The organism is Streptomyces sp. NPDC001822 (assembly GCF_042892135.1).
Lineage (GTDB): Bacteria > Actinomycetota > Actinomycetes > Streptomycetales > Streptomycetaceae > Streptomyces.
In genome coordinates this window covers 133,453-151,634 of record NZ_JBIATW010000002.1, presented here as the reverse complement: position 1 = coordinate 151,634, position 18,182 = coordinate 133,453, and the positions used below count along the sequence as shown (strand labels likewise).

Annotated in this window: 21 protein-coding genes; 13 read left to right on the top strand and 8 right to left on the bottom strand. The window is 71.7% G+C overall.

The genetic code is table 11. The features are described 5' to 3' along the window. Positions 1-44: 44 nt before the first annotated feature. From ACFYY2_RS04985 to ACFYY2_RS04975, 3 genes are read left to right on the top strand one after another with little or no spacing between them, the layout of a single operon-like run. Positions 45-569: a PadR family transcriptional regulator gene (locus tag ACFYY2_RS04985; RefSeq protein WP_388737153.1), complete on the top strand. Its 525-nt coding sequence runs from the start codon at positions 45-47 to the stop codon at positions 567-569. Beyond that, positions 566-1,255, top strand: coding sequence for an ABC transporter ATP-binding protein (locus ACFYY2_RS04980; RefSeq protein WP_388737150.1), 690 nt, complete (start codon positions 566-568; stop codon positions 1,253-1,255). The genes ACFYY2_RS04985 and ACFYY2_RS04980 overlap by 4 nt, the downstream gene beginning before the upstream one ends. Next, positions 1,252-3,597, top strand: a complete 2,346-nt coding sequence (locus ACFYY2_RS04975) for an ABC transporter permease (protein WP_388737148.1) — start codon at positions 1,252-1,254, stop codon at positions 3,595-3,597. Before ACFYY2_RS04980 ends, ACFYY2_RS04975 begins: the two co-directional genes overlap by 4 nt. 182 nt (positions 3,598-3,779) lie before the next feature. On the opposite strand, the gene ACFYY2_RS04970 is transcribed toward ACFYY2_RS04975, so the two are convergent. Together ACFYY2_RS04970 and ACFYY2_RS04965 are read right to left on the bottom strand one after the other, a co-directional pair. Beyond that, positions 3,780-4,493: an SDR family NAD(P)-dependent oxidoreductase gene (locus tag ACFYY2_RS04970; RefSeq protein WP_388737144.1), complete on the bottom strand. Its 714-nt coding sequence runs from the start codon at positions 4,491-4,493 to the stop codon at positions 3,780-3,782. 295 nt (positions 4,494-4,788) lie between these two features. Next, a complete protein-coding gene (locus tag ACFYY2_RS04965) occupies positions 4,789-5,769 on the bottom strand; it encodes a WD40 repeat domain-containing protein (RefSeq protein WP_388737141.1) in 981 nt (326 codons plus the stop codon). Here ACFYY2_RS04965 and ACFYY2_RS04960 point away from each other — a divergent pair. Further along, complete coding sequence (locus ACFYY2_RS04960) at positions 5,768-6,526, top strand: GDSL-type esterase/lipase family protein (protein WP_388737138.1); 759 nt, start codon at positions 5,768-5,770, stop codon at positions 6,524-6,526. The two genes, ACFYY2_RS04965 and ACFYY2_RS04960, sit on opposite strands and share 2 nt — an antisense overlap. Before the next feature lie 150 nt (positions 6,527-6,676). Then, on the top strand, positions 6,677-7,642 hold the full coding sequence (locus ACFYY2_RS04955; RefSeq protein WP_388738570.1) for an endonuclease/exonuclease/phosphatase family protein: 966 nt from the start codon (positions 6,677-6,679) through the stop codon (positions 7,640-7,642). Positions 7,643-7,671: 29 nt separating this feature from the next. Here the strand turns inward: ACFYY2_RS04955 and ACFYY2_RS04950 are convergent, their stop codons facing one another. Next, positions 7,672-8,313 (bottom strand): TetR/AcrR family transcriptional regulator, encoded by a 642-nt coding sequence (locus tag ACFYY2_RS04950; protein WP_327115977.1) that lies wholly within the window; start codon positions 8,311-8,313, stop codon positions 7,672-7,674. Between the two features lie 298 nt (positions 8,314-8,611). On the opposite strand from ACFYY2_RS04950, the gene ACFYY2_RS04945 reads away from it, so the two are divergent. Then, positions 8,612-9,490, top strand: a complete 879-nt coding sequence (locus tag ACFYY2_RS04945) for a DUF4429 domain-containing protein (protein WP_388737136.1) — start codon at positions 8,612-8,614, stop codon at positions 9,488-9,490. Between the two features lie 61 nt (positions 9,491-9,551). Here ACFYY2_RS04945 and ACFYY2_RS04940 read toward each other — a convergent pair whose 3' ends face one another. Further along, positions 9,552-10,511 (bottom strand): hypothetical protein, encoded by a 960-nt coding sequence (locus ACFYY2_RS04940; protein ID WP_388737133.1) that lies wholly within the window; start codon positions 10,509-10,511, stop codon positions 9,552-9,554. Between the two features lie 157 nt (positions 10,512-10,668). Continuing rightward, positions 10,669-11,094 carry a hypothetical protein gene (locus tag ACFYY2_RS04935; protein ID WP_388737131.1) on the bottom strand — a complete coding sequence of 142 codons (426 nt, stop codon included), beginning with the start codon at positions 11,092-11,094 and terminating at the stop codon, positions 10,669-10,671. A gap of 181 nt (positions 11,095-11,275) precedes the next feature. Here ACFYY2_RS04935 and ACFYY2_RS04930 point away from each other — a divergent pair, with 181 nt between their 5' ends. The 3 genes from ACFYY2_RS04930 to ACFYY2_RS04920 all read left to right on the top strand — a co-directional run bounded on the left by ACFYY2_RS04930 (position 11,276) and on the right by ACFYY2_RS04920 (position 12,676). Next, the gene (locus tag ACFYY2_RS04930; RefSeq protein ID WP_388737128.1) at positions 11,276-11,398 is read left to right on the top strand and encodes a hypothetical protein; all 123 of its coding nucleotides are present in this window, start codon (positions 11,276-11,278) and stop codon (positions 11,396-11,398) included. Between the two features lie 131 nt (positions 11,399-11,529). Continuing rightward, entirely contained in the window at positions 11,530-12,273 is a 744-nt protein-coding gene (locus tag ACFYY2_RS04925; protein ID WP_388737126.1) for a class I SAM-dependent DNA methyltransferase, read from the top strand. A 124-nt stretch (positions 12,274-12,397) separates the two neighbouring features. Beyond that, positions 12,398-12,676, top strand: a complete 279-nt coding sequence (locus tag ACFYY2_RS04920) for a metal-sensitive transcriptional regulator (protein WP_388737124.1) — start codon at positions 12,398-12,400, stop codon at positions 12,674-12,676. A gap of 114 nt (positions 12,677-12,790) precedes the next feature. On the opposite strand, the gene ACFYY2_RS04915 is transcribed toward ACFYY2_RS04920, so the two are convergent. Next, on the bottom strand, positions 12,791-13,612 hold the full coding sequence (locus tag ACFYY2_RS04915; protein ID WP_388737121.1) for an alpha/beta fold hydrolase: 822 nt from the start codon (positions 13,610-13,612) through the stop codon (positions 12,791-12,793). 258 nt (positions 13,613-13,870) lie between these two features. On the opposite strand from ACFYY2_RS04915, the gene ACFYY2_RS04910 reads away from it, so the two are divergent. Next, the gene (locus ACFYY2_RS04910; RefSeq protein ID WP_388737118.1) at positions 13,871-14,362 is read left to right on the top strand and encodes a MarR family winged helix-turn-helix transcriptional regulator; all 492 of its coding nucleotides are present in this window, start codon (positions 13,871-13,873) and stop codon (positions 14,360-14,362) included. A gap of 41 nt (positions 14,363-14,403) precedes the next feature. Here ACFYY2_RS04910 and ACFYY2_RS04905 read toward each other — a convergent pair whose 3' ends face one another. Further along, positions 14,404-14,895, bottom strand: coding sequence for a hypothetical protein (locus ACFYY2_RS04905; RefSeq protein ID WP_388737116.1), 492 nt, complete (start codon positions 14,893-14,895; stop codon positions 14,404-14,406). 328 nt (positions 14,896-15,223) lie between these two features. On the opposite strand from ACFYY2_RS04905, the gene ACFYY2_RS04900 reads away from it, so the two are divergent. The 3 genes from ACFYY2_RS04900 to pip all read left to right on the top strand — a co-directional run bounded on the left by ACFYY2_RS04900 (position 15,224) and on the right by pip (position 17,752). Continuing rightward, entirely contained in the window at positions 15,224-15,820 is a 597-nt protein-coding gene (locus ACFYY2_RS04900) for a hypothetical protein (RefSeq protein ID WP_388737114.1), read from the top strand. A gap of 115 nt (positions 15,821-15,935) precedes the next feature. Further along, positions 15,936-16,766, top strand: coding sequence for an ammonia-dependent NAD(+) synthetase (gene nadE, locus ACFYY2_RS04895; RefSeq protein WP_388737112.1), 831 nt, complete (start codon positions 15,936-15,938; stop codon positions 16,764-16,766). An 11-nt stretch (positions 16,767-16,777) separates the two neighbouring features. Continuing rightward, positions 16,778-17,752: a prolyl aminopeptidase gene (pip, locus tag ACFYY2_RS04890; RefSeq protein WP_388737110.1), complete on the top strand. Its 975-nt coding sequence runs from the start codon at positions 16,778-16,780 to the stop codon at positions 17,750-17,752. 75 nt (positions 17,753-17,827) lie between these two features. Here pip and ACFYY2_RS04885 read toward each other — a convergent pair. Next, a partial coding sequence (locus ACFYY2_RS04885) for an FG-GAP repeat domain-containing protein (RefSeq protein ID WP_388737108.1) occupies positions 17,828-18,182 on the bottom strand: 355 nt, incomplete at its 5' end.

The window sequence follows — 18,182 nt, the reverse complement described above, 5'->3', positions numbered from 1 at the left end:
GTCGCGTATACACAACACGTATACATGCCATGTATAGTCACCCCATGTCTATCAGTCACACACTCCTCGGCCTACTGGAGTCGGGGCCGTCCCATGGTTACGACCTGAAGCGGTCCTTCGACGCGAGGTTCGGCCAGGACCGGCCGCTGCACTACGGCCAGGTCTACTCGACGATGTCCCGGCTGCTGAAGAACGGCCTCGTCGTCGTCGACGGCGTCGAGACGGGCGCGGGTCCGGAGCGGAAGCGGTACGCGATAACCGACGCGGGGATCACCGACGTCGAGCAGTGGCTCTCCACACCCGAGACGCCCGAGACCTACCTGCAGTCGACGCTGTACACCAAGGTCGTCCTCGCCCTTCTCACCGACCGCGACGCCGCCGGCGTCCTGGACACCCAGCGTTCGGAGCACCTGCGCGGCATGCGCGTGCTCACCGGACGCAAGCGCGACGGTGACCTGGCCGACCAGCTCATCTGCGATCACGCCCTGTTCCACATGGAGGCCGACCTGCGCTGGCTGGAGCTCACCGCCGCACGCCTCGACCATCTCCGAAAGACGGTAGTCCGATGACTCCCCCCGCTGGTTCACTGCTGGCGGCCGAAGACCTGCACAAGGCCTACGGCCCCACCGCCGCGCTCGACGGCGCCGAATTCTCCATCCACCCCGGCGAGGTCGTCGCCGTGATGGGCCCGTCCGGCTCCGGCAAGTCGACGCTGCTGCAATGCCTCGCGGGCATCGTGACCCCCGACTCCGGAACCATCCGCTACGACGGACGCGAGCTGTCCGCGATGAGCGACTCACAGCGCAGTGCACTGCGGCGCAGCGAGTTCGGGTTCGTGTTCCAGTTCGGCCAGCTCGTGCCGGAACTCACCTGCGTCGAGAACGTCGCGCTGCCCCTTCGTCTGAACGGCACTCCGCGCAAGACGGCCGAGCAGACGGCACTGAGCTGGATGGAGCGCCTGGAGGTCGAAGGTCTCGCCCGCAAGCGTCCCGGTGAGGTCTCCGGCGGTCAGGGTCAGCGCGTCGCGGTGGCACGCTCCCTGGTCACCGGAGCCAGGGTCATCTTCGCCGACGAGCCGACCGGTGCACTGGACTCCCTCAACGGCGAGCGCGTGATGGAGCTGCTGACGGAAGCCGCGCGATCCACCAACGCGGCCGTCGTGCTGGTCACCCACGAGTCGCGTGTGGCCGCGTACTCCGACCGGGAGGTCGTCGTCCGTGACGGCCGGGCACGGGACATGGAGCGTGCGGTATGACCGCCCGCGTATGGGCCCGCGACCTCACCATGGGCGTCCGCTTCGCGGTGTCCGGCGGGCGTGAGGGCTGGGTGCGGGCTCTGCTGACGGCTGTCGGCGTCGGTCTGGGTGTGGCCATGCTGCTGCTCACGACCGCGATTCCGCACGCGCTCGAACTGCGGGACGCGCACGAGAACGCGCGGGCCGACATCAGCACGTCGTCCACGGTGCACAAGTCGAATGCCACGGTGGTGGTCGCGACTGTCGACACCGAATTCCGCAGTCACGGCGTCAGGGGCCGTGAGCTGGAGGCCGAGGGACCGGGCGCGCCTCTGCCGCCTGGTGTGGCGAAGTTCCCGGCGCAGGGCGAGATGGTGGTCTCCCCCGCGCTGAAGGACCTGCTGACATCGGACTCCGGTGCGCTGCTGCGCAAGCGGCTGCCCGGCCGGATCGTCGCCACGATCGGCGACAACGGTCTGGCCGGTCCGCGTGAACTCGCCTTCTACCGTGGTGCCGAGGGGCTGGCCTCTCACATCGACGGCGATAGCGTCCACCGGATCAAGGAGTTCGGCAACCCGTCCCCGGACGCGCAGAAGCTCGATCCGATCCAGGCCCTGCTGATTCTCGTCATGCTCGTGGTCCTGCTCATGCCCGTGGCGGTCTTCATCGCCACGGCCGTGCGCTTCGGCAGCGAGCGACGTGACCGGCGGCTCGCGGCCCTGCGGCTCGTGGGCTCGGACAGTCACAGTGTCCGGCGGGTCGCGGCCGGAGAGGCTCTGGTGGGTGCGCTGTTGGGGCTCCTCGTCGGCGCCGGGTTCTTCGTGGTGGGCCGCCAGGCGGCAGGCTCCCTCGAGATCCGCAACATCAGTGTCTTCCCGGACTATCTGTCCCCCTCGCCCTTCCTGGCGCTGCTGGTGGTGGTGGCCGTGCCGGTGGCAGCCGTCGCGGTGACGGTGCTCGCCCTGCGTAACGTCGCCATCGAGCCGCTCGGTGTGGTGCGTTCGGGCCGGCAGTCGAAGGGAAAGCTGTGGTGGCGGCTGCTGCCGTCGCTGATCGGTCTGGCCCTCCTGGCGCCGATGATGGGCCAGGGCAAGGACAACGGGCAGTTCAGCGGACCGCGGACCGGGTTCGGCGTCATCCTGCTGCTGATCGGTGTGACGGCGCTGCTGCCGTGGGTCGTCGGAGCGGTCGTCGCCCGGCTCGGTTCCGGTGGTGTCGCACAGCAACTGGCCGTTCGGCGCCTCCAGATGAACAGCGGCGCGGCGACCAACATGGTCAACGGCATCGCCGTGGCCGTGGCCGGAGCCATCGCGCTGCAGATGCTCTTCGGCGGGGTCGAGGCCTCCTACACGCACTCGACCGGGCTGGACACCTCGCGTGCGCAGATGGAAGTCACCGTGCCCGGCGACGTGCCGCTCGCACCGGCCACGCAGAAGCTGCGCGCGACCGAGGGCGTCAAGGCCGTGGTCAGCCTCAGCGAGGGCAACGTCGGCGACCGCGCCGACAATCCGAGCCGCTACGCACAGGTCTCGGTGGGCGACTGCGCGGACCTGCGGGAGATCGCCACGCTCCCTTCGTGCCGGCCCGGCGATGCCTTCCTCCTCGCTCCCGGGCACACCGAGTTCGCCTCGCCCGACGCGGCGGAGCTGGCGAAGCCGGGGAAGCGGGTGTACTTCGATCCGGCCTTCCCCGGTACCCCACACACCTCGAAGGCGGCCTCCTGGTCACTGCCCAAGACCGTCAAGACCGGGCAGCCCCGGTCCGGTCTGGCGGGAACATGGGAGTCGGGCGGCATCCTGATCACCCGCGCGGCACTGCCGGACGACGCCGTGTCGACCATGACCGGGCACACCTACGTCCGCGTGGACGGTTCGGTGAAGGACGCGGGCGAACTGGTGCGGAACACCGTGGCCACCATCGATCCGCGGGCGGTCACCACCGTGCGCCGGGGCTCGGGAATCGACGGAACGTACGCCGGCATCCGGTCGGGACTGCTGGTCGGGGCGGCGTGTGTGCTGGCCCTGATCGGACTCAGCCTGCTGGTCACGCAGCTGGAGCAGCTGCGTGAGCGCAAGAAGCTGCTGTCGGCGCTGGTCGCCTTCGGCACCCGCCGCCGGACGCTGAGCATGTCCGTGCTCTGGCAGACCGCGATTCCCGTCCTGCTGGGGCTGGCCCTGGCCACGGTGGTCGGCCTGGCACTGGGCGCGGTCCTGCTGAAGATGACGGCCACAGCCGTGGCCGTCGACTGGGGAGCGGTGCTGGCCATGGTCGGCGCGGGCGCGGCGGTCGTCGCGGCAGTGACGCTGCTCAGCATCCCGCCGCTGCTGCGGATGATGAGGCCGGAGGGCCTGCGGACGGAGTGATCCGGCGACCGCGGGTGCGGCCCCCTCGTGACACGAGGGGGCCGTCGGCCCGCATGACCGGCGCCGTCACCGCGGTTCGGCGAGGACGCGACGCGTTTCCGGCAGGACCGCGAAAGACGGAAGGGGGACGGGCTCCGTGTGCGGTGCGACGGAGCCCGTCCCTCATGGCGGACCGGCGCGGGTCAGTGACCGGCGCTCTGGCCGCCGTCGACGTGCAGGATCTCACCGGTCACGAACGGGGCGTTCTCCAGGTAGACGACCGCGTCGACGATGTCGCTGACCTCGCCCATCCGGCCGACCGGGTGGAGCGCGGCGAACGTCTCGTGGTGCTCTTCGCTGTGCATCGGCGTCTTGATGACACCGAGGGACACGGCGTTGCTGCGGATGCCGCGGCTCGCGTACTCGATGGCCAGGGCCTTGGTCGCGGACTGCAGACCACCCTTGGTCAGCGAGGCCAGGACCGACGTGACGGAGGAGTTGGCGTGGTCGACCAGGCTGGTGGTGATCTGCACGACGTGCCCACCGCCCTGGACGAGCATCTGCTCCAGCGCGAGCTGGGTGAGGCGGAAGAAGCCGCTCAGGTTGATGCCGGTGACGGCCGCGTAGTCGTCCAGCGTGTACTCGGTGAACGGCTTGGCGACGAATATGCCCGCGTTGTTGACCAGCGTGTCGATACGGCCGAAACGCTCCATCGCGGCACTGGCCACGCGCTCGGCGGTGGCGGGGTCGGCGATGTCACCCCGCACGGTGAGGACGTCCGGGTCCTGGGAGGGCTCAATGCTGCGGGAGGTGGCGACGACGGCGTAGCCGAGCTTGCGGTAGGCGTCGACCAGGCCGGCGCCGATGCCCTGCGACGCGCCGGTGATGACGGCGACCTTCTGGGTGGGGGTACTCATTGACGGACTCCAAGGGGTGAGCGGACCGGTCGGTTGCGACCAGCGCCCCTGTCAACCAGTTGACCAGTCCAGGACATTCCTCGAAAGCCGCCGGGATTCCTGTCCGCGAACCATCCGAAGGGCACTCTCACCTGCGGTGGGAGCCTGGTCCTATCAGCTCGGAGCAATCAGGTCGCCGAAGAGCGCCGCCCGAGAGACCCCGCGGAGGCGGCCGTCCACGCGCGAACAGGGCGGCACGACGGGCCGCGCGACGGGACGGATGAGGCGTGGCGCGGGTCCAAGGGCTGTCCCGCCCTCAGCCGCGCCTGCGCTTGGCCATGAACACGGCCAGCACGGCGACGACGACCGCGACGGCCCCGCCCGTCACGGTGCTCTTCCCCGGACCGCCGTCATCGCCGTCCCCCGAGGACGTCCCGCCGCCACCGCTGTTCGGCGAGGCAGCCTTGCCGCCACCCTCCACGTCGACGCGCAGCACCTCACTCCGCTCGCCCTCGGAGCCGAACATCATCGCCGAGCCGTCCGCCGTGTAGGTCACCGACTCCGCCTGTCCCTGCAGCGGCACGCTCACCGCGTGGTCGGCGCCGAGCCGGCCCTTGTCGAAGGCGTAGCGCCGGGCACTGAAGTAGGAGCGCAGCACCAGCTCCTTGCCGTCCGGGGAGAACGCGCCGTCCGTCACCCACGGCACCTCACCGACCGGCCGGAACACGTTGGTCCCGCCGGCCGTCAGCTTCTCGGGGCCCTCGTAGAGCCCGCCGCCGCCTTCCCTCTTCGAGGCGATGTACACCCTCCCCGTCACGGGGTGCACCATCATCGCCTCGGCGTTGCGCGCCCCGTCGGCGTACTTCACGTCGAACTGCGTGGCCCGCACCGTGGCGTCCGCGAGCTTCTCCGGCTCCGGGAAGCGGTAGATCCAGACGTGGTCCCAGGAGCCGTCGAGGTTGTCACCGATGTCACCGACGTACAGGTTCCCGTCGGGCCCGAGCGAGATCGCCTCGACGTCGCGGGGCTCCCCGACGCCCTTCATGGTGATCGTCGCGACGGTCTTCCCGGTCCGGGAGTCGACGGCGTAGACGTACGGCCCGTCCTCGCTGTCGTTGTGCGTCCAGTAGACGCCCGGGTGGATCCGGCTGGCGGCCAGGCCGCTGGACTCGGTGATCCGGGGGTCCTCGATGGTGAAGGTGCGGTCCGCTCCGTCCCCCTCGTCCGCGACGGCGGGTGTCGCCCCCGTGAGGAACAGCAGGGCAGCGGCGGCGGAGAAGGTCAGCAGCGATCTCATGGCACAAGTGTCCACTGTCACGTCGCAGGCCGGAGCGGTGATCCGCCATGATGTCGCCATGCGTTTTCTCTTCGTCGGCGACTCCATGACCATCGGGCGTTCCGGCGACTTCACCTGGCGCTACCGGATGTGGCAGCACCTGGAGGCGACCGTCGGCCGCGACGGCTACGCGATCACGGGTCCGCGCACCGAGTTGTACGACACCGAGGCGAACGCCCCGCTCTCCCACACCTACGGCGATCCGGCGTTCCCCGCCCCCGCGCGCCGCCACCTCGCCGGCTGGGGCGAGGGCTGGCTCCACATGGCACCCGTCATCGCGGACACGGTCACGGTGACCCGCGCCGACGTCCTGCTGGTCTCGCTGGGCCTGATAGACCTCGGCTTCTACACGAACAGCGAGCAGACGGCCGCCAACGCACGGGCCTTCGTCACCGCGGCCCGCGCGGCGAACCCTCGGATCAGGCTGGTGCTGCTCCCCGTGATCCCCAATGTGCGGGCCGAGTCCGACGCCCCCTTCGCGGCGGAGTGCGACCGCTTCAACGTCCTGCTCACGAAGGCCGTCGCCGACCTGCACACCCCCGCTTCCCCGGTCCTGCTGGCCCCGCACCCGGTGGGCTACGACATCCGCACGGACACCTACGACGGCACCCACCCCGGCCCCACCGGCGAGCACAAGCTGGCCGCCGCCTTCGCCGACGCCATGCACCAGTCCTGGGGCGTGGGCGGCGCGTACGCGGGAGCCCTGGCAGCGGCCTGACCGCCCGGCCGCGCGCCGGAGCGCCCGGAACCACGCGGCTCCGGCCCCGCGTCCTCGTCCCGTACGGGGCGACGCGGGTTGTCCGGAACTGGACTGGAGCACGGGCGAGTGACGTACGGGCGGGCGACGAGGAATCCGGGCGGCGCGGCGGTGGACGGCGACGCGCAGGGCGGTGACCGCGGCGGCCCGCACGGGCGCCGGGCCCGCGGCCGTGCGGTCGCCGCGCTCGCGGTCCTGGTGACCCTCCTGCTGGTCCTCCCCGGGGTGGTCCCCAACACCCCTGGGCACGCGGGCAGTCTCCTGGAGACCTTCCTGCCCTGGCTCGGCCTGGCCGTGCCCGCACTGCTGGTCCCTGCGCTCCTGCGCCGGTCCCGGTTCGCCGCGGTCTCGCTGCTGATGCCCGCCCTGGCCTGGCTGGTCCTCTTCGGCGGCCAACTGCTCCCGGTGAACGTGCCGGAGGGCGGCCTCACCGTCGTCCAGCACAACGTCAGCGACGTGAACCCGGACCCCGCCGCCACGGCGGACGCGCTGGCCGGTGCGGACGCCGACCTCATCGCGCTGGAGGAGCTGACGGCCCCCGCCCTGCCCGCGTACGAGGAGGTCCTGGCGCCCCGTTACCCCCACCACGCGACGAGCGGCACGGTGGGACTCTGGTCGAAGTACCCCCTGACCGCGGTACGTCCCGTGGACATCCGGCCGAAGGGCGTGGGCGCCGGCTGGAACCGGGGCCTGCGGGCGACCGCGCGTACACCCCATGGTGAGATCGCGGTGTACGTCGCCCATCTGCCCTCGGTGCGCATCAGCCCGTCGAGCGGGCTCGCCTCCGGCAGGCGGGACGAGAGCGCGAGGCTCCTCGGCGCGGCCGTGGCCGCCGAGCCCGTGGACCGGGTGATCCTCCTCGGTGACCTCAACAGCACGCTGGACGACCGGGGTCTGGACCCGGTCACCTCGCTGATGGAGCCACCGGGGCCGGGCTTCGCGTTCAGCTGGCCCGCCCGGCTTCCGGTGGCCAGGATCGACCAGGTGCTGACCCGGTCGGCGCACGTCACCCGTATCCGGCCGCTGCCCGCGACCGGGAGCGACCACCTCCCGATAGCGGCCCGCATACACCTGTGACCCGCGCACACACCGGTGGGTCCCCCAGGTCAGCCGACCAACTCGACGCCCAGCATGGCGAGTCCCAGCTTGGTCAGTTCCTCGGACACCTCGTCGGGCCTGGCCCTGCGCGGGCGGCGGGCGTGGTGGGCCATGAGCTCGTGGACCGTCCCGACCATCACCATCACCACCACACGGTGGTCGCGCTCCTCCGCCTCGCCGCGCACCGCCGCGCGCTCGGCCTCACCGGTGAGGAAGTCGCCCCACAGGTCGCGCCACTTCTTGCAGTGGGCGTCGACGGCGGGGCTCACGCCCAGCACCTCGACGAAGGTGATCCGCGCCTCGCGCAGGTCCCGCGTCACGGCCGACACGTAGGCGTCGAAGAGCCGCCGGAAACGCTCCGCGACCGGACAGTCGTCCATGCCCTCGGACAGCAGGGCCTGTTCGGCCGCGCGCAGCCCACTGGTCGTGATCTGGTTGTGGAGGGCCATGAGCACGCCCTCGCGGGAGCCGAACTCCTCCCAGAGCATTTCCTCCGGGACCCCGGCCACCTCGCACAGGGCCTGCTCCGACGTGGCCGCGTAGCCGTACACACCGAACAGTTCCAGGCCCGCTTCGAGGAGTTGCGCACGTGCCCGGGTGCGCCTGCCGTCGACCGCTCCGGTCAGTTGGTCCACCGGGACATCCACCACGGGTCCTCCTTCGTCTGCCACATCTCCGGTGCTCGCGGCTGCGGTTGAGCGGGTCCGCGCGGGCCGGTGGGGGCTCGGTCGCCTCTGGATGGCGCGTGCGCCATTGTCCTGGTTCGTCCGGCCGTGCGCACCCCTCGGCACGCCGCCGGGCCCATAGACCGCCAGGACCGGTGAGCGCTCGCACATCAGTACAGCCGCCGTCGGAAGCGAGCCCGAAGGGGCCCGGAGCACCCGGCACCCGGCGGCCCGCGCCTCCAGCCCCTCGGCGGACAGGAGCGCGGCTGGCAGAATCCGCCGCATGGCGGACATCATCACGCGCGACGGCACATGGAGCTTCGACGGGGAGACGGTGCGCATCGTCCCCGGCAGCAAGGTGCACCCCGTCCGGCAGGATCTCGGCGAACTCGCCGTGCCCCTCGAAGCGGTGGCGGGCGCCTCCTTCGAACCCGACCGCAAGGGCGGCCGCCTGCGGCTCCGGCTGCGCACCGGTGCCTGCCCGGTCCTGCGGGCCGCCGACGGACGGCTGCGCGACGCGGCCGACCCGTATCAGCTGCTGGTGGAGAAGGACCGCACGGGCGTGGCCGAATACCTCGTCGACGAGATCCGCGACGCCCTGCTGATCGAGCAGGTACCGGACGGGCCGGTGGACCGCTTCCTGCTGCCGGGACCGTCGGTTCCGGTGTCGGGCGGAGGCGGCGACGGCACCGCGTCCTTCGACGGGCACACCGTCCGCCTCGTCTGGAACTGGAAGGCCGAGGAGTCGAAGACCACCGGGGGCGCCGTCGCCCTCCCGCTGTCGGACGTCACGGGAGTGCGCTGGATACCGGCCATCGGACTGGAGAACGGCTCCCTGCGCTTCGACCGCGCGGGAGTCACCGCGACCTCGCAGCCGAAGTACGACCCGTATTCCCTGGACCTGTGGGGGCTGTCCAAGCGGGAGTACACCGCCGTGCTCGTCGCGGCCGCCGTGCTCGTGCGGCTGCACTCGCCCGGCCGGGCGCTCGCACCCGGGGCCCCGCAGGAAGTCCCGGCGCTCGTCCCGGCCGACGCCCCGGCCGCCGACGACCACGACGTCCTGCTGCGACGGCTGCGCGAGCTCGGCGAACTGCACGGGGCGGGCATCCTCACCGACGAGGAGTTCACCACGGCCAAGCAGGCCGTGCTGAAACGCCTCTGAGTCTCCGAGCGGGCGGGCTCCGAGCGGGCGGGCGACCCGGCGGCACGCACCGGCCCGCATCTCACCCCGGTACGGCAGCCTCCCCCAGGCGCGCGAAGCGCTCGCGCCAGGGCTGTGGGCCGCCCGGGTCGGCCTCGGCCTCCGCCCGCCGGGCCTCCCAGTGCGCCCTCGCCGCCTGCCTGCGGCACTCCCCGCACTCGGTCTCGTCGGCGAGCGGCCGGAAGACGTGCTCCTCCGTCCCCTGAGCCGTGCAGGTCCTCAACTCCGCCACGGGCGACGGCGCGACGGGGTCCAAAGACGCCCCGGGAGGCGATTCCGGCGGCATCCCGTGCAGCAGCCTGAAGCGCAGGAATCCGACTGCCGACCGCACGCCGTCACCCGGAAGGTCGCTGGTCAGCACGCTGCGCAGCTCGTCGGCCGACACCCCGCGCAGCAGCCAGCGGGCGGCCGGTTCCGCCAGGGACCGGGCATCCTTCGCCCCGAGGTACAGCTCACGCCTGACATGCCGCAGCGAGAGCAGGACCCGCTCCCCCTCCGCGACCTCCGGTCCCGGCTCGGCGCCGGGCTCCGCTTCGGTGGGTGGGTGGGGAATGGTCTTCCCCTGTTCTTCCTCCACCGGTAGTTGACGACCGGTCACCCGAGCGGCCGGACGACCGACCGCCGGTTCCCGCGCACTCGGTCGCCCCTCGGACAGCCCCTGGCGCAGGAGGGCCGCCTCCTCGGGCGTGAGGGGCACGCTGGAGAACAACTGCTCCGTGGCCCAGCGCCCCCGGACCCCCTGACCGCGCCACTCGTGGACGTAACCGTGCGCGATCAGCAGCGCCTTGGACTTCTGGTACGCCCGCCCCGTGATGCCGAGTTTCCGCGCGTGTTCGCTCAGCGCCTGGGCGGCCTGCCCGTCGGGGAGCCCCTGGACGGCCAGGAGCAGAATCTTCGCGTCGCTGTTCAGCCGCGTATGGCGTACGACGTCGTGCGAAGCCTTCGTATAGCGCCGGGAGGGCGCGATAACATGCCGAAGCATCTCGGTGGAGGTCCATCCACTCGTGGGTGAAGGCCCTCGGGTCGGTGTTGGTAGCACCCCCGGGGGCCGCCCGCGCACGGTGCGCGCACGGAACGTAATGACGCGATCACGGTACCGCACCGCACGGGCTCCCGTTTCCCGCCCGCCCCCGGTGCGGTCATGCGTCAACTCCGCCCGCCAGGACCGCTACTGCCACCTCGTGCAGCAGGGCCGTGTCGACGAACGGCGACTTCTCCGTGGGCCGCGAGCGCCAGACCAGCGGCCACGTCCTCCCCTCCAGTGCGGGAATCCCCACGAACGCGTCGCACCGCACGTCCCGCCCCACCAGCCGCGCCCCGGGCGGCCAACGGTACGCGCCGGCGCTGTGGGGGGCGAGGAGGAAACAGGTGCTCGGCTCCCCGACCCCGGAACACACGATCGGACCCGCGCGGAAGTCGGTCACCTGCATCAGCTCGTACGCCACTTCGTCGCCGGCCGGTCCGGCGATGCGCACGGCGTCGAAGTGGACACCGGTGTGCCGGAGCGCATGCCCGGACACGGGAACCCAGCAGGGTGCCGGGTCCAGTGAACTTCTCTGATCCATGGAAGAAGCCTGGCGGCGAACACGCACCGTGACCAGCGTCACAGGCCGACTGCGCACTGTCGTGTACAGAGAGGGTCAAGTTGTGCACCCCGGTGAACCCGTAGGTGGTAACAGCGCTCGGCACCTGTCGGCTCGCGGGTGGAGATGTCGCTCGTGAGGTAGTGCTCGCGAGGTGGCGCTCGTGAGGTGGCGCCCGCAGGCCGTGACGGCAGGCGGTGAGGAAGCCGCCCCCGCGCCTCCGGGCCGGGCCGGCGGAGCCGGCGCTGTCCTCGTCGTGGTGGGCGCGTCGCTGATGCTCCAGTAGGCGCGAGCGCACTCACCGTTCGCCGGTACGGGTCACCGGCGGTCGGACCGCTCGGGCGCGCACCTTCGATCCGACCCCGGCCCGGCGAAATCCGGGCGCGCCCGGGCGGCACCCGGCAGTACGGTCCTGCGGTGGACGACGAGGACGGATACTTCGGAGAACAGACAGCGGCGACGTACGACGAGTCCGAGGGGGAGATGTTCCGGCCCGGCGCCGTGAACGCGGCCGCGGACTTCCTGGCCGAACTGGCGGGCGACGGAAGGGCCCTGGAACTGGGCATCGGGACGGGCCGCATCGCCCTGCCGCTCGCGGCACGCGGCGTACCGGTCCACGGCATCGACCTGTCGCGGGCGATGGTGCGGAGGCTGCGGGCCAAGCCGGGCGGCGGCGCGGACGACATCGGCGTCACCATCGGCGACTTCGCGACGACGAGGGTCGACGGGGAGTTCTCCCTCGCCTACCTGGTCTTCAACACGATCATGAATCTCACGTCCCAGGACGCGCAGGTCGACTGCTTCCGCAACGTCGCCGCACACCTCGCCCCCGGTGGCCGCTTCGTCGTCGAGGTGGTGGTCCCCGAACTGCGCAAGCTGCCGCCCGGCCAGACCGCGGTGCCGTTCCGGATGACCCCGACGCGCTGGGCGTACGACCTGTACGACGTGGCCACCCAGGCCATGAGCTCCAACTACATCGAGGTCGAGGACGGCCGGGGCTCCTTCCGGTCGATTCCCTTCCGCTACGTGTGGCCCGCGGAGCTGGACCTGATGGCCCGGATCGCGGGCTTGCGGCTGCGCGAGCGCTGGGAGGACTGGGGACGGGAGCCGTTCACGAACGAGAGCGGGCGGCACGTCTCGGTCTGGGAGAAGCCGGCGTAGGTGCCCCTGGCGGGTGGGGGCCCACAGCGCCCACCCGAGGCCGGGGTACCCGCGTCTCGCCTCCACGGGGACGGGGCGCCCCGTAACATACCCCCAGGGGTATGCATCGAACGCGGGAGGAACCGTGCGACTCGACATGGCGGCCGACGAGCTGAAGTCCGTCCTCAACCGGCTTCGCCGGGCCCAGGGGCAGATCGCCGGGGTGATCAGGATGATCGAGGAGGGCCGGGACTGCGAGGAGGTCGTCACACAACTGGCCGCGGCGTCCCGCGCGCTGGACCGGGCGGGGTTCTCCATCATCGCGACGGGACTCGAACAGTGCCTGGCGGAGGAGGGGCAGTCCCCCGCCGACAAGGACCGGATGCGCGCCCGCCTGGAGAAGCTCTTCCTCTCCCTGGCCTGAGCGGCACCGGCGTCCGGATGATCCGGAGCGTCGCCGCGTCCCGTTGATCCCGGGCGACGCCGGCGTGCGGGCGAGCCCGGGCGGCCGCGGCGCCCGTACGGGCCTGCGCGGGGCTCAGCGGCGGGCGGTGGAGCGCGCGGCCTGCACGATCAGATCCGCCACGGCGTCCGGGCGGGAGACCGTGACCGCGTGGGACGCGTCGATCTCCGTGGTGTGCGACTGGGCGCGCTCGGCCATGAAGCGCTGTGCGGCGACGGGGATGTTGAGGTCCTGGGTGGTGACCAGGTTCCAGGAGGGGATGGTCTTCCAGGCGGCCTCGGTGGCCTCTTCCTCCAGCGCGGACACAGCCACCGGGCGCTGGGTGGCGGCCATCAGGTCCGCCGTCGCCGTGGGGACGTCGGCGGCGAACTGCCGCTGGAATGCGTCCGCCTTGATGTAGAGGTCGGTGCCGGTGCCGCCTCCGGCGAGGGGGAAGGAGACCGGGTTCAGGACGTCGCCGAGGGTGCTGCCGGGGAACTTGTTGGAGAGCGCCAGGGCGGTCTCGCCCTTGTCGGGGGCGAAGGCGGCTATGTAGACGAGGGCCTTCACGTTGGGTGCGTCGGCGGCTGCCCGGCTCATCACGGCGCCGCCGTAGGAGTGGCCGGCGAGGACGACGGGGCCCTTGACGCTCTTGAGGAAGCTGTGGAGGTAGTCGGCGTCGCTGGTGAGGCCGCGGAGCGGGTTGGCGGGGGCGACGACGGGATATCCGTCGTGGCGCAGCCGCTGGATCACACCGTTCCAGCTGGAGGAGTCCGCGAAGGCGCCGTGCACCAGGACGACCGTCGGCTTGTCGCCCGAAGGACGGTCCGCGTCCGCGGCGACGGACAGCGCCGCACTCCCGGCCTCGGCACCCGCGACGCGCTTGCTGTTGAGGGGGAAGACGTTCTGGGCGTTCATGGCGGATCTCCTTGTGACTGTGCGGCTTCGGCTGTCGCCCACCAGGTGGTGTCTCCGTCCGGGTGACCCCGTCCGGTTGGCGACAACCAGAAACTTAGCGAGCTTTCATCTCGTGCGCAAGTTACTTGTGCGCGAGACAAGCGAAGACGAGCGTATGGTGGGCTGTAGAAGATGTGGTCATGTCAGCAACACGCGTGACGACCCAGGCACACGCCTCCTGCGGAGCAGGGGCGCACCGATGGAAGGACGAGTCGAGAGATGAGTGACCAGAGCCCCGCGACCGAGTCGCGCGATGCCATGCCGCTGCTGGACAAGCACCTGTGCTTCACCCTGTACGCGGCCTCACGCGCCATCACCGGCGTGTACCGGCCCCTGCTCGAACCCCTGGGCCTGACCTATCCGCAGTACCTGGTCATGATCACCCTCGGGGAACACGGGTCCCTGACCGTCAAGGAGCTGGTGGCCCTCCTCCAACTGGACTACGGGACCGTCACCCCGCTGATCAAGCGCCTGGAGGCCAACGGCCTCCTCACCCGCAGCCGCCAGGCCGACGACGAACGCATCGTCCACGTCGCACTCACCGAACAAGGCACCGACCTGCACAGCCGCCTCTCCAGCGTCCCACCCGCCATCGGAGAAGCCGCCGGACTCACCCACGACGAAGTCACCACACTCCAGGACCTCGCCCGCCGGATGACAACCAACATCAACGACCACACCACGGGGACCACGGCGGCCAGGAAGACGTGAAGCAACCGTGCCCCTGCGCGCCGACCCGCCGGACCGGCCCTCTAGCCCCGCGGGAACGCCTCACCGCAGGCGCTGCAGAACCTCGGCGCGCGGTCCGCGGACAGCCGCCCGCACTCCGGGCACACCAGGTCGAGCATGCAGGGGCCCTCGCCGCCCTCGTACGCCGGAGTCCGCACAGCGGGCTTGACGGCGAGGCCGGGGCGACGGCGGTGCACCGTGAGGTAGGTCAGCCCGTCCGGCCCCGCCTCCAGAGCACGGCGCGAGGTGCGGGGCAGCCACAGGACCGCGGTCGGTACGAGGTCGAGGGTGCGGCCGCCGGTACGCAGACCGCCGCCGCCCGCGAGGACGACGAGGAGCACGTCCAGGACGTCCTCCTGGTGCTCGCCCACCGAGGCGTCCGGCGGCAGACGGACGACGTTGGCGTCCAACTCCCGCCCCTGTTCGGCAAGATGCCACAGGGCTCCGCGTTCGCCGGGCGCGGCGGAAGACAGGATCTCGTCCAGGACGGCGAGCACCTCAGGCGTGGCGTTCACGCGGCCACCTCCCCGAACCGCCCACGGGCCTCGCGGGCCCGGCCGGAGTGCGCCGGTGTACGGGTCGACATGGTCCTTCTTCCTCCGGTCCTGCCCACGAGTGGCCCGCGCACGTCGCGGGGCGTCCTCACCTTCGGAGGGTAACTCCCCCGCGGTTGCGGGACGGGGGCGGCCGCCACCCGCCCGCCGAAGGCGGCATACGGGAACGGCGCTCCCGGCACCCCGAACCCGCAGGCCGGGGTGGATGGGCCGCCTCCGGAAGTGGAGGCGTCGCCCCGCCCTGCGGAAACCGCCTGACCGGCCCGGTGAGCGCTGTACCGTCGGCCGGATGACCCAGCCCACGCCCTCGACCCCCGCGCCGTCGACCCCCACGGCCCCGGACGCCGAGTGCGTGGCACTCACCCGCACCCTGCGCCGCCGCGGCACCGTCGTCCTGTCCGTGTTCGCCCTCGTGTGGGCCTTCGCCGGGGCGTCCGGCCTGACCTCCCCGGCCCTTGCCCTGACGATCGAGACCGCCGCCGTGCCGCTCGCCGTGGCGGCCGTCCTCCTCGCCTACCGCAAGGGGGCCGCACCCTCGCCCCGCGTGGTGAGCCTGCCGCGGAACTGGGCGCGGTCCGTCGGTGTCGTCAACGTCGTCGAGCTGGCGGCGGTCTTCGCAGCCGTCGCGGTGTCCAACGCCTCGGGCCACCCCGGGTTCGTCCCGCCGGCCGTCGCACTCGTGGTGGGCCTGCACTTCTTCCCCCTCGCCCGGCTCTACGACCAGTGGCAGTACAGGGTGACGGCGGGCGTGCTGAGCGCCGTCGCGGTCGTGGGACTCGCGCTCGCCGCGGCCGGACTGCCGGACGGCGGTGTGCAGGCGGTGGTGGGCCTCGCAGCCGCGGCGACCCTGTGGGCGTCGGCGTACCACGTGGCCGTCAGGGGCTGACCGTACGGCACCTCGCGGGAGCGGCCGGGGGCCCCGGCGGACCGGCCCCGGAGGCGGTGGAGCCCCTGGGTAGGGTGGGCGCGACACCCATCGTGAACCTGAACCGGGAGCAGACGTGAGCGAGTCGGCGGCCATCGCCCTGCAGCAGGAGATCGCCCGCGAGCTCGAGGTCGCGGAGACCTTCGAGGCCGAGAAGGAGATCGAGCGCCGTGTGGCGTTCCTCACCGAGCGGCTGACGTCCTCGGGTCTGCGTTCCCTGGTGCTCGGCATCAGCGGCGGGGTCGACTCCACCACCGCCGGCCGGATGTGCCAGCTCGCCGTCGAGCGGGCACGCGCCGCCGGCCACGAGTCGCGGTTCTACGCGATGCGGCTCCCCTACGGCGTCCAGGCCGACGAGCACGACGCCCAGCTCGCCCTCTCCTTCATCCGCGCCGACAAGGTGCTGACCGTGGACGTCAAGCCCGCGAGCGACGCCGCTCTCGCGGCCGCGCTCGCCGCCGACGTCAGCTTCCGCGACTCCCACCACGAGGACTTCGTGCTCGGCAACATCAAGGCGCGGCAGCGCATGATCGCCCAGTACGCGGTGGCCGGGGCGCACGACGGCCTGGTCGTCGGCACGGACCACGCCGCCGAGGCGGTCTCCGGCTTCTTCACCAAGTTCGGGGACGGCGCCGCCGACCTGGTCCCGCTGACCGGCCTGACCAAGCGCCGGGTGCGCGCGGTCGCCGAGGCGCTGGGCGCGCCCGCCGAGCTCGTGGGCAAGGTGCCGACGGCCGACCTGGAGACGCTCGACCCGGGCAAGGCCGACGAGCACGCCCTCGGCGTCACCTACGACACCATCGACGACTTCCTCGAAGGCAAGCCGGTCGACGACCAGGCCTTCGAGACGATCCTCGCCCGCTTCCGCCTCACCGACCACAAGCGCCGGCTGCCCATCGCCCCGTAGGCTCCGGCGCCATGGACCGGAAACCCGACGAGAAGTACCCGCCGGCCGAGCCCTACGACCGCGGGATGCTGGATGTCGGCGACGGCAACCTCGTGTACTGGGAGGTCTGCGGGAACCCGGCCGGCAAGCCCGCGCTCGTCGTGCACGGCGGCCCCGGCTCGGGGTGCACCGCACGGCCCCGGCAGTACTTCGACCCGGACCTCTACCGCGTCGTGCTCTTCGACCAGCGCAACTGCGGCCGCTCCACCCCGCACGCGAGCGACCCCGCCGCGGACATGCGGCACAACACGACGGCCCACCTGATCGCCGACATGGAGCGCCTGCGCATCCACCTCGGTATCGACACCTGGCTGCTGTACGGGGGTTCGTGGGGCTCCACCCTCATCCTGGCGTACGCCGAGGAGCACCCGGGCAGGGTCTCCGAGATCGTGATCGCGGCGGTGACGACGACCCGGCGCAGCGAGATCGACTGGCTGTACCGGGGCGTCGGGCAGATCTTCCCCGAGGCCTGGGACCTGTTCCGCGCGGGTGTCCCGGAAGCCGAGGGCCCGCACGCGCTCGTCACCGCGTACGCCCGGCGGATGGAGAGCCCGGACCCCCGGGTGCGGGCCAGGGCCACGGCCGACTGGTGCGCCTGGGAGGACGCGGTGCTGTCCGCGGAGACGTACACCGGCCCGGCGCCGTACAGCGGCAGACCGGACCGCGCCCGGCAGGCGTTCGTCCGGATCTGCGCGCACTACTTCTCGCACGGCGCCTGGCTGGAGGAGGGCCAACTGATCCGCGACGCGGGCCGCTTGGCGGGCATTCCCGGCGTCCTGGTGCACGGCCGCCTCGACCTGGGAGGTCCGCTCGGCACCGCGTGGGAACTGGCCGGGGCCTGGCCCGGCGCGGAGCTGACCGTGATCCCCGACGCGGGCCACCTCGGCGGCGCGGCGACCTCGCGGGCGGTGCTGGCCGCCCTGGACCGGTTCGCCGAGCGCGCGTGAAGAGCCCCCTTGCTTCGAGCCCGCTCGAAGTGCTGGCCGGAGCCCGGCCGGCACTTCGTAGTCTCCGCAGCCCGCTCAGATGAGGTGCTTGACGGTGTTCCAACCGTGGCCGATGACGCCGGCACCGGTGATGTCGTCACCACTGCTCGTGTAGAGGTTCAGATCACCTGTCGTACGCCCCGTCGCCACGACATCGGCCTTGCCGTCCGCATTGACATCGGCAAGCGTGAGGCGATTCATCAGGTGAAAACTCGAACCGATCTGCTTCGTGAAATTCACATCACTGCCGGTGCTCGCATACAGATTCAACTCACCTGAATCCGCACGGTTCGCGACCACATCCGCCTTGCGGTCACCCGTCACATCACCCACGGCAAGATTCGTCATCGAACCCCAACCCGTACCGATGACCTTCGTGTAAGTGACGTCC

Coding starts and splice junctions, on each gene's coding strand:
- ACFYY2_RS04960 (WP_388737138.1), top strand. CDS start 5,768: ATGGCACAAGTGTCCACTGTCACGTCGCAGGCCGGAGCGGTGATCCGC.
- ACFYY2_RS04980 (WP_388737150.1), top strand. CDS start 566: ATGACTCCCCCCGCTGGTTCACTGCTGGCGGCCGAAGACCTGCACAAG.
- ACFYY2_RS04965 (WP_388737141.1), bottom strand. CDS start 5,769: ATGAGATCGCTGCTGACCTTCTCCGCCGCCGCTGCCCTGCTGTTCCTC.
- ACFYY2_RS04985 (WP_388737153.1), top strand. CDS start 45: ATGTCTATCAGTCACACACTCCTCGGCCTACTGGAGTCGGGGCCGTCC.
- ACFYY2_RS04935 (WP_388737131.1), bottom strand. CDS start 11,094: ATGGATCAGAGAAGTTCACTGGACCCGGCACCCTGCTGGGTTCCCGTG.
- ACFYY2_RS04940 (WP_388737133.1), bottom strand. CDS start 10,511: ATGCTTCGGCATGTTATCGCGCCCTCCCGGCGCTATACGAAGGCTTCG.
- ACFYY2_RS04945 (WP_388737136.1), top strand. CDS start 8,612: ATGGCGGACATCATCACGCGCGACGGCACATGGAGCTTCGACGGGGAG.
- pip (WP_388737110.1), top strand. CDS start 16,778: ATGGACCGGAAACCCGACGAGAAGTACCCGCCGGCCGAGCCCTACGAC.
- ACFYY2_RS04900 (WP_388737114.1), top strand. CDS start 15,224: ATGACCCAGCCCACGCCCTCGACCCCCGCGCCGTCGACCCCCACGGCC.
- ACFYY2_RS04975 (WP_388737148.1), top strand. CDS start 1,252: ATGACCGCCCGCGTATGGGCCCGCGACCTCACCATGGGCGTCCGCTTC.
- ACFYY2_RS04970 (WP_388737144.1), bottom strand. CDS start 4,493: ATGAGTACCCCCACCCAGAAGGTCGCCGTCATCACCGGCGCGTCGCAG.
- ACFYY2_RS04910 (WP_388737118.1), top strand. CDS start 13,871: ATGAGTGACCAGAGCCCCGCGACCGAGTCGCGCGATGCCATGCCGCTG.
- ACFYY2_RS04915 (WP_388737121.1), bottom strand. CDS start 13,612: ATGAACGCCCAGAACGTCTTCCCCCTCAACAGCAAGCGCGTCGCGGGT.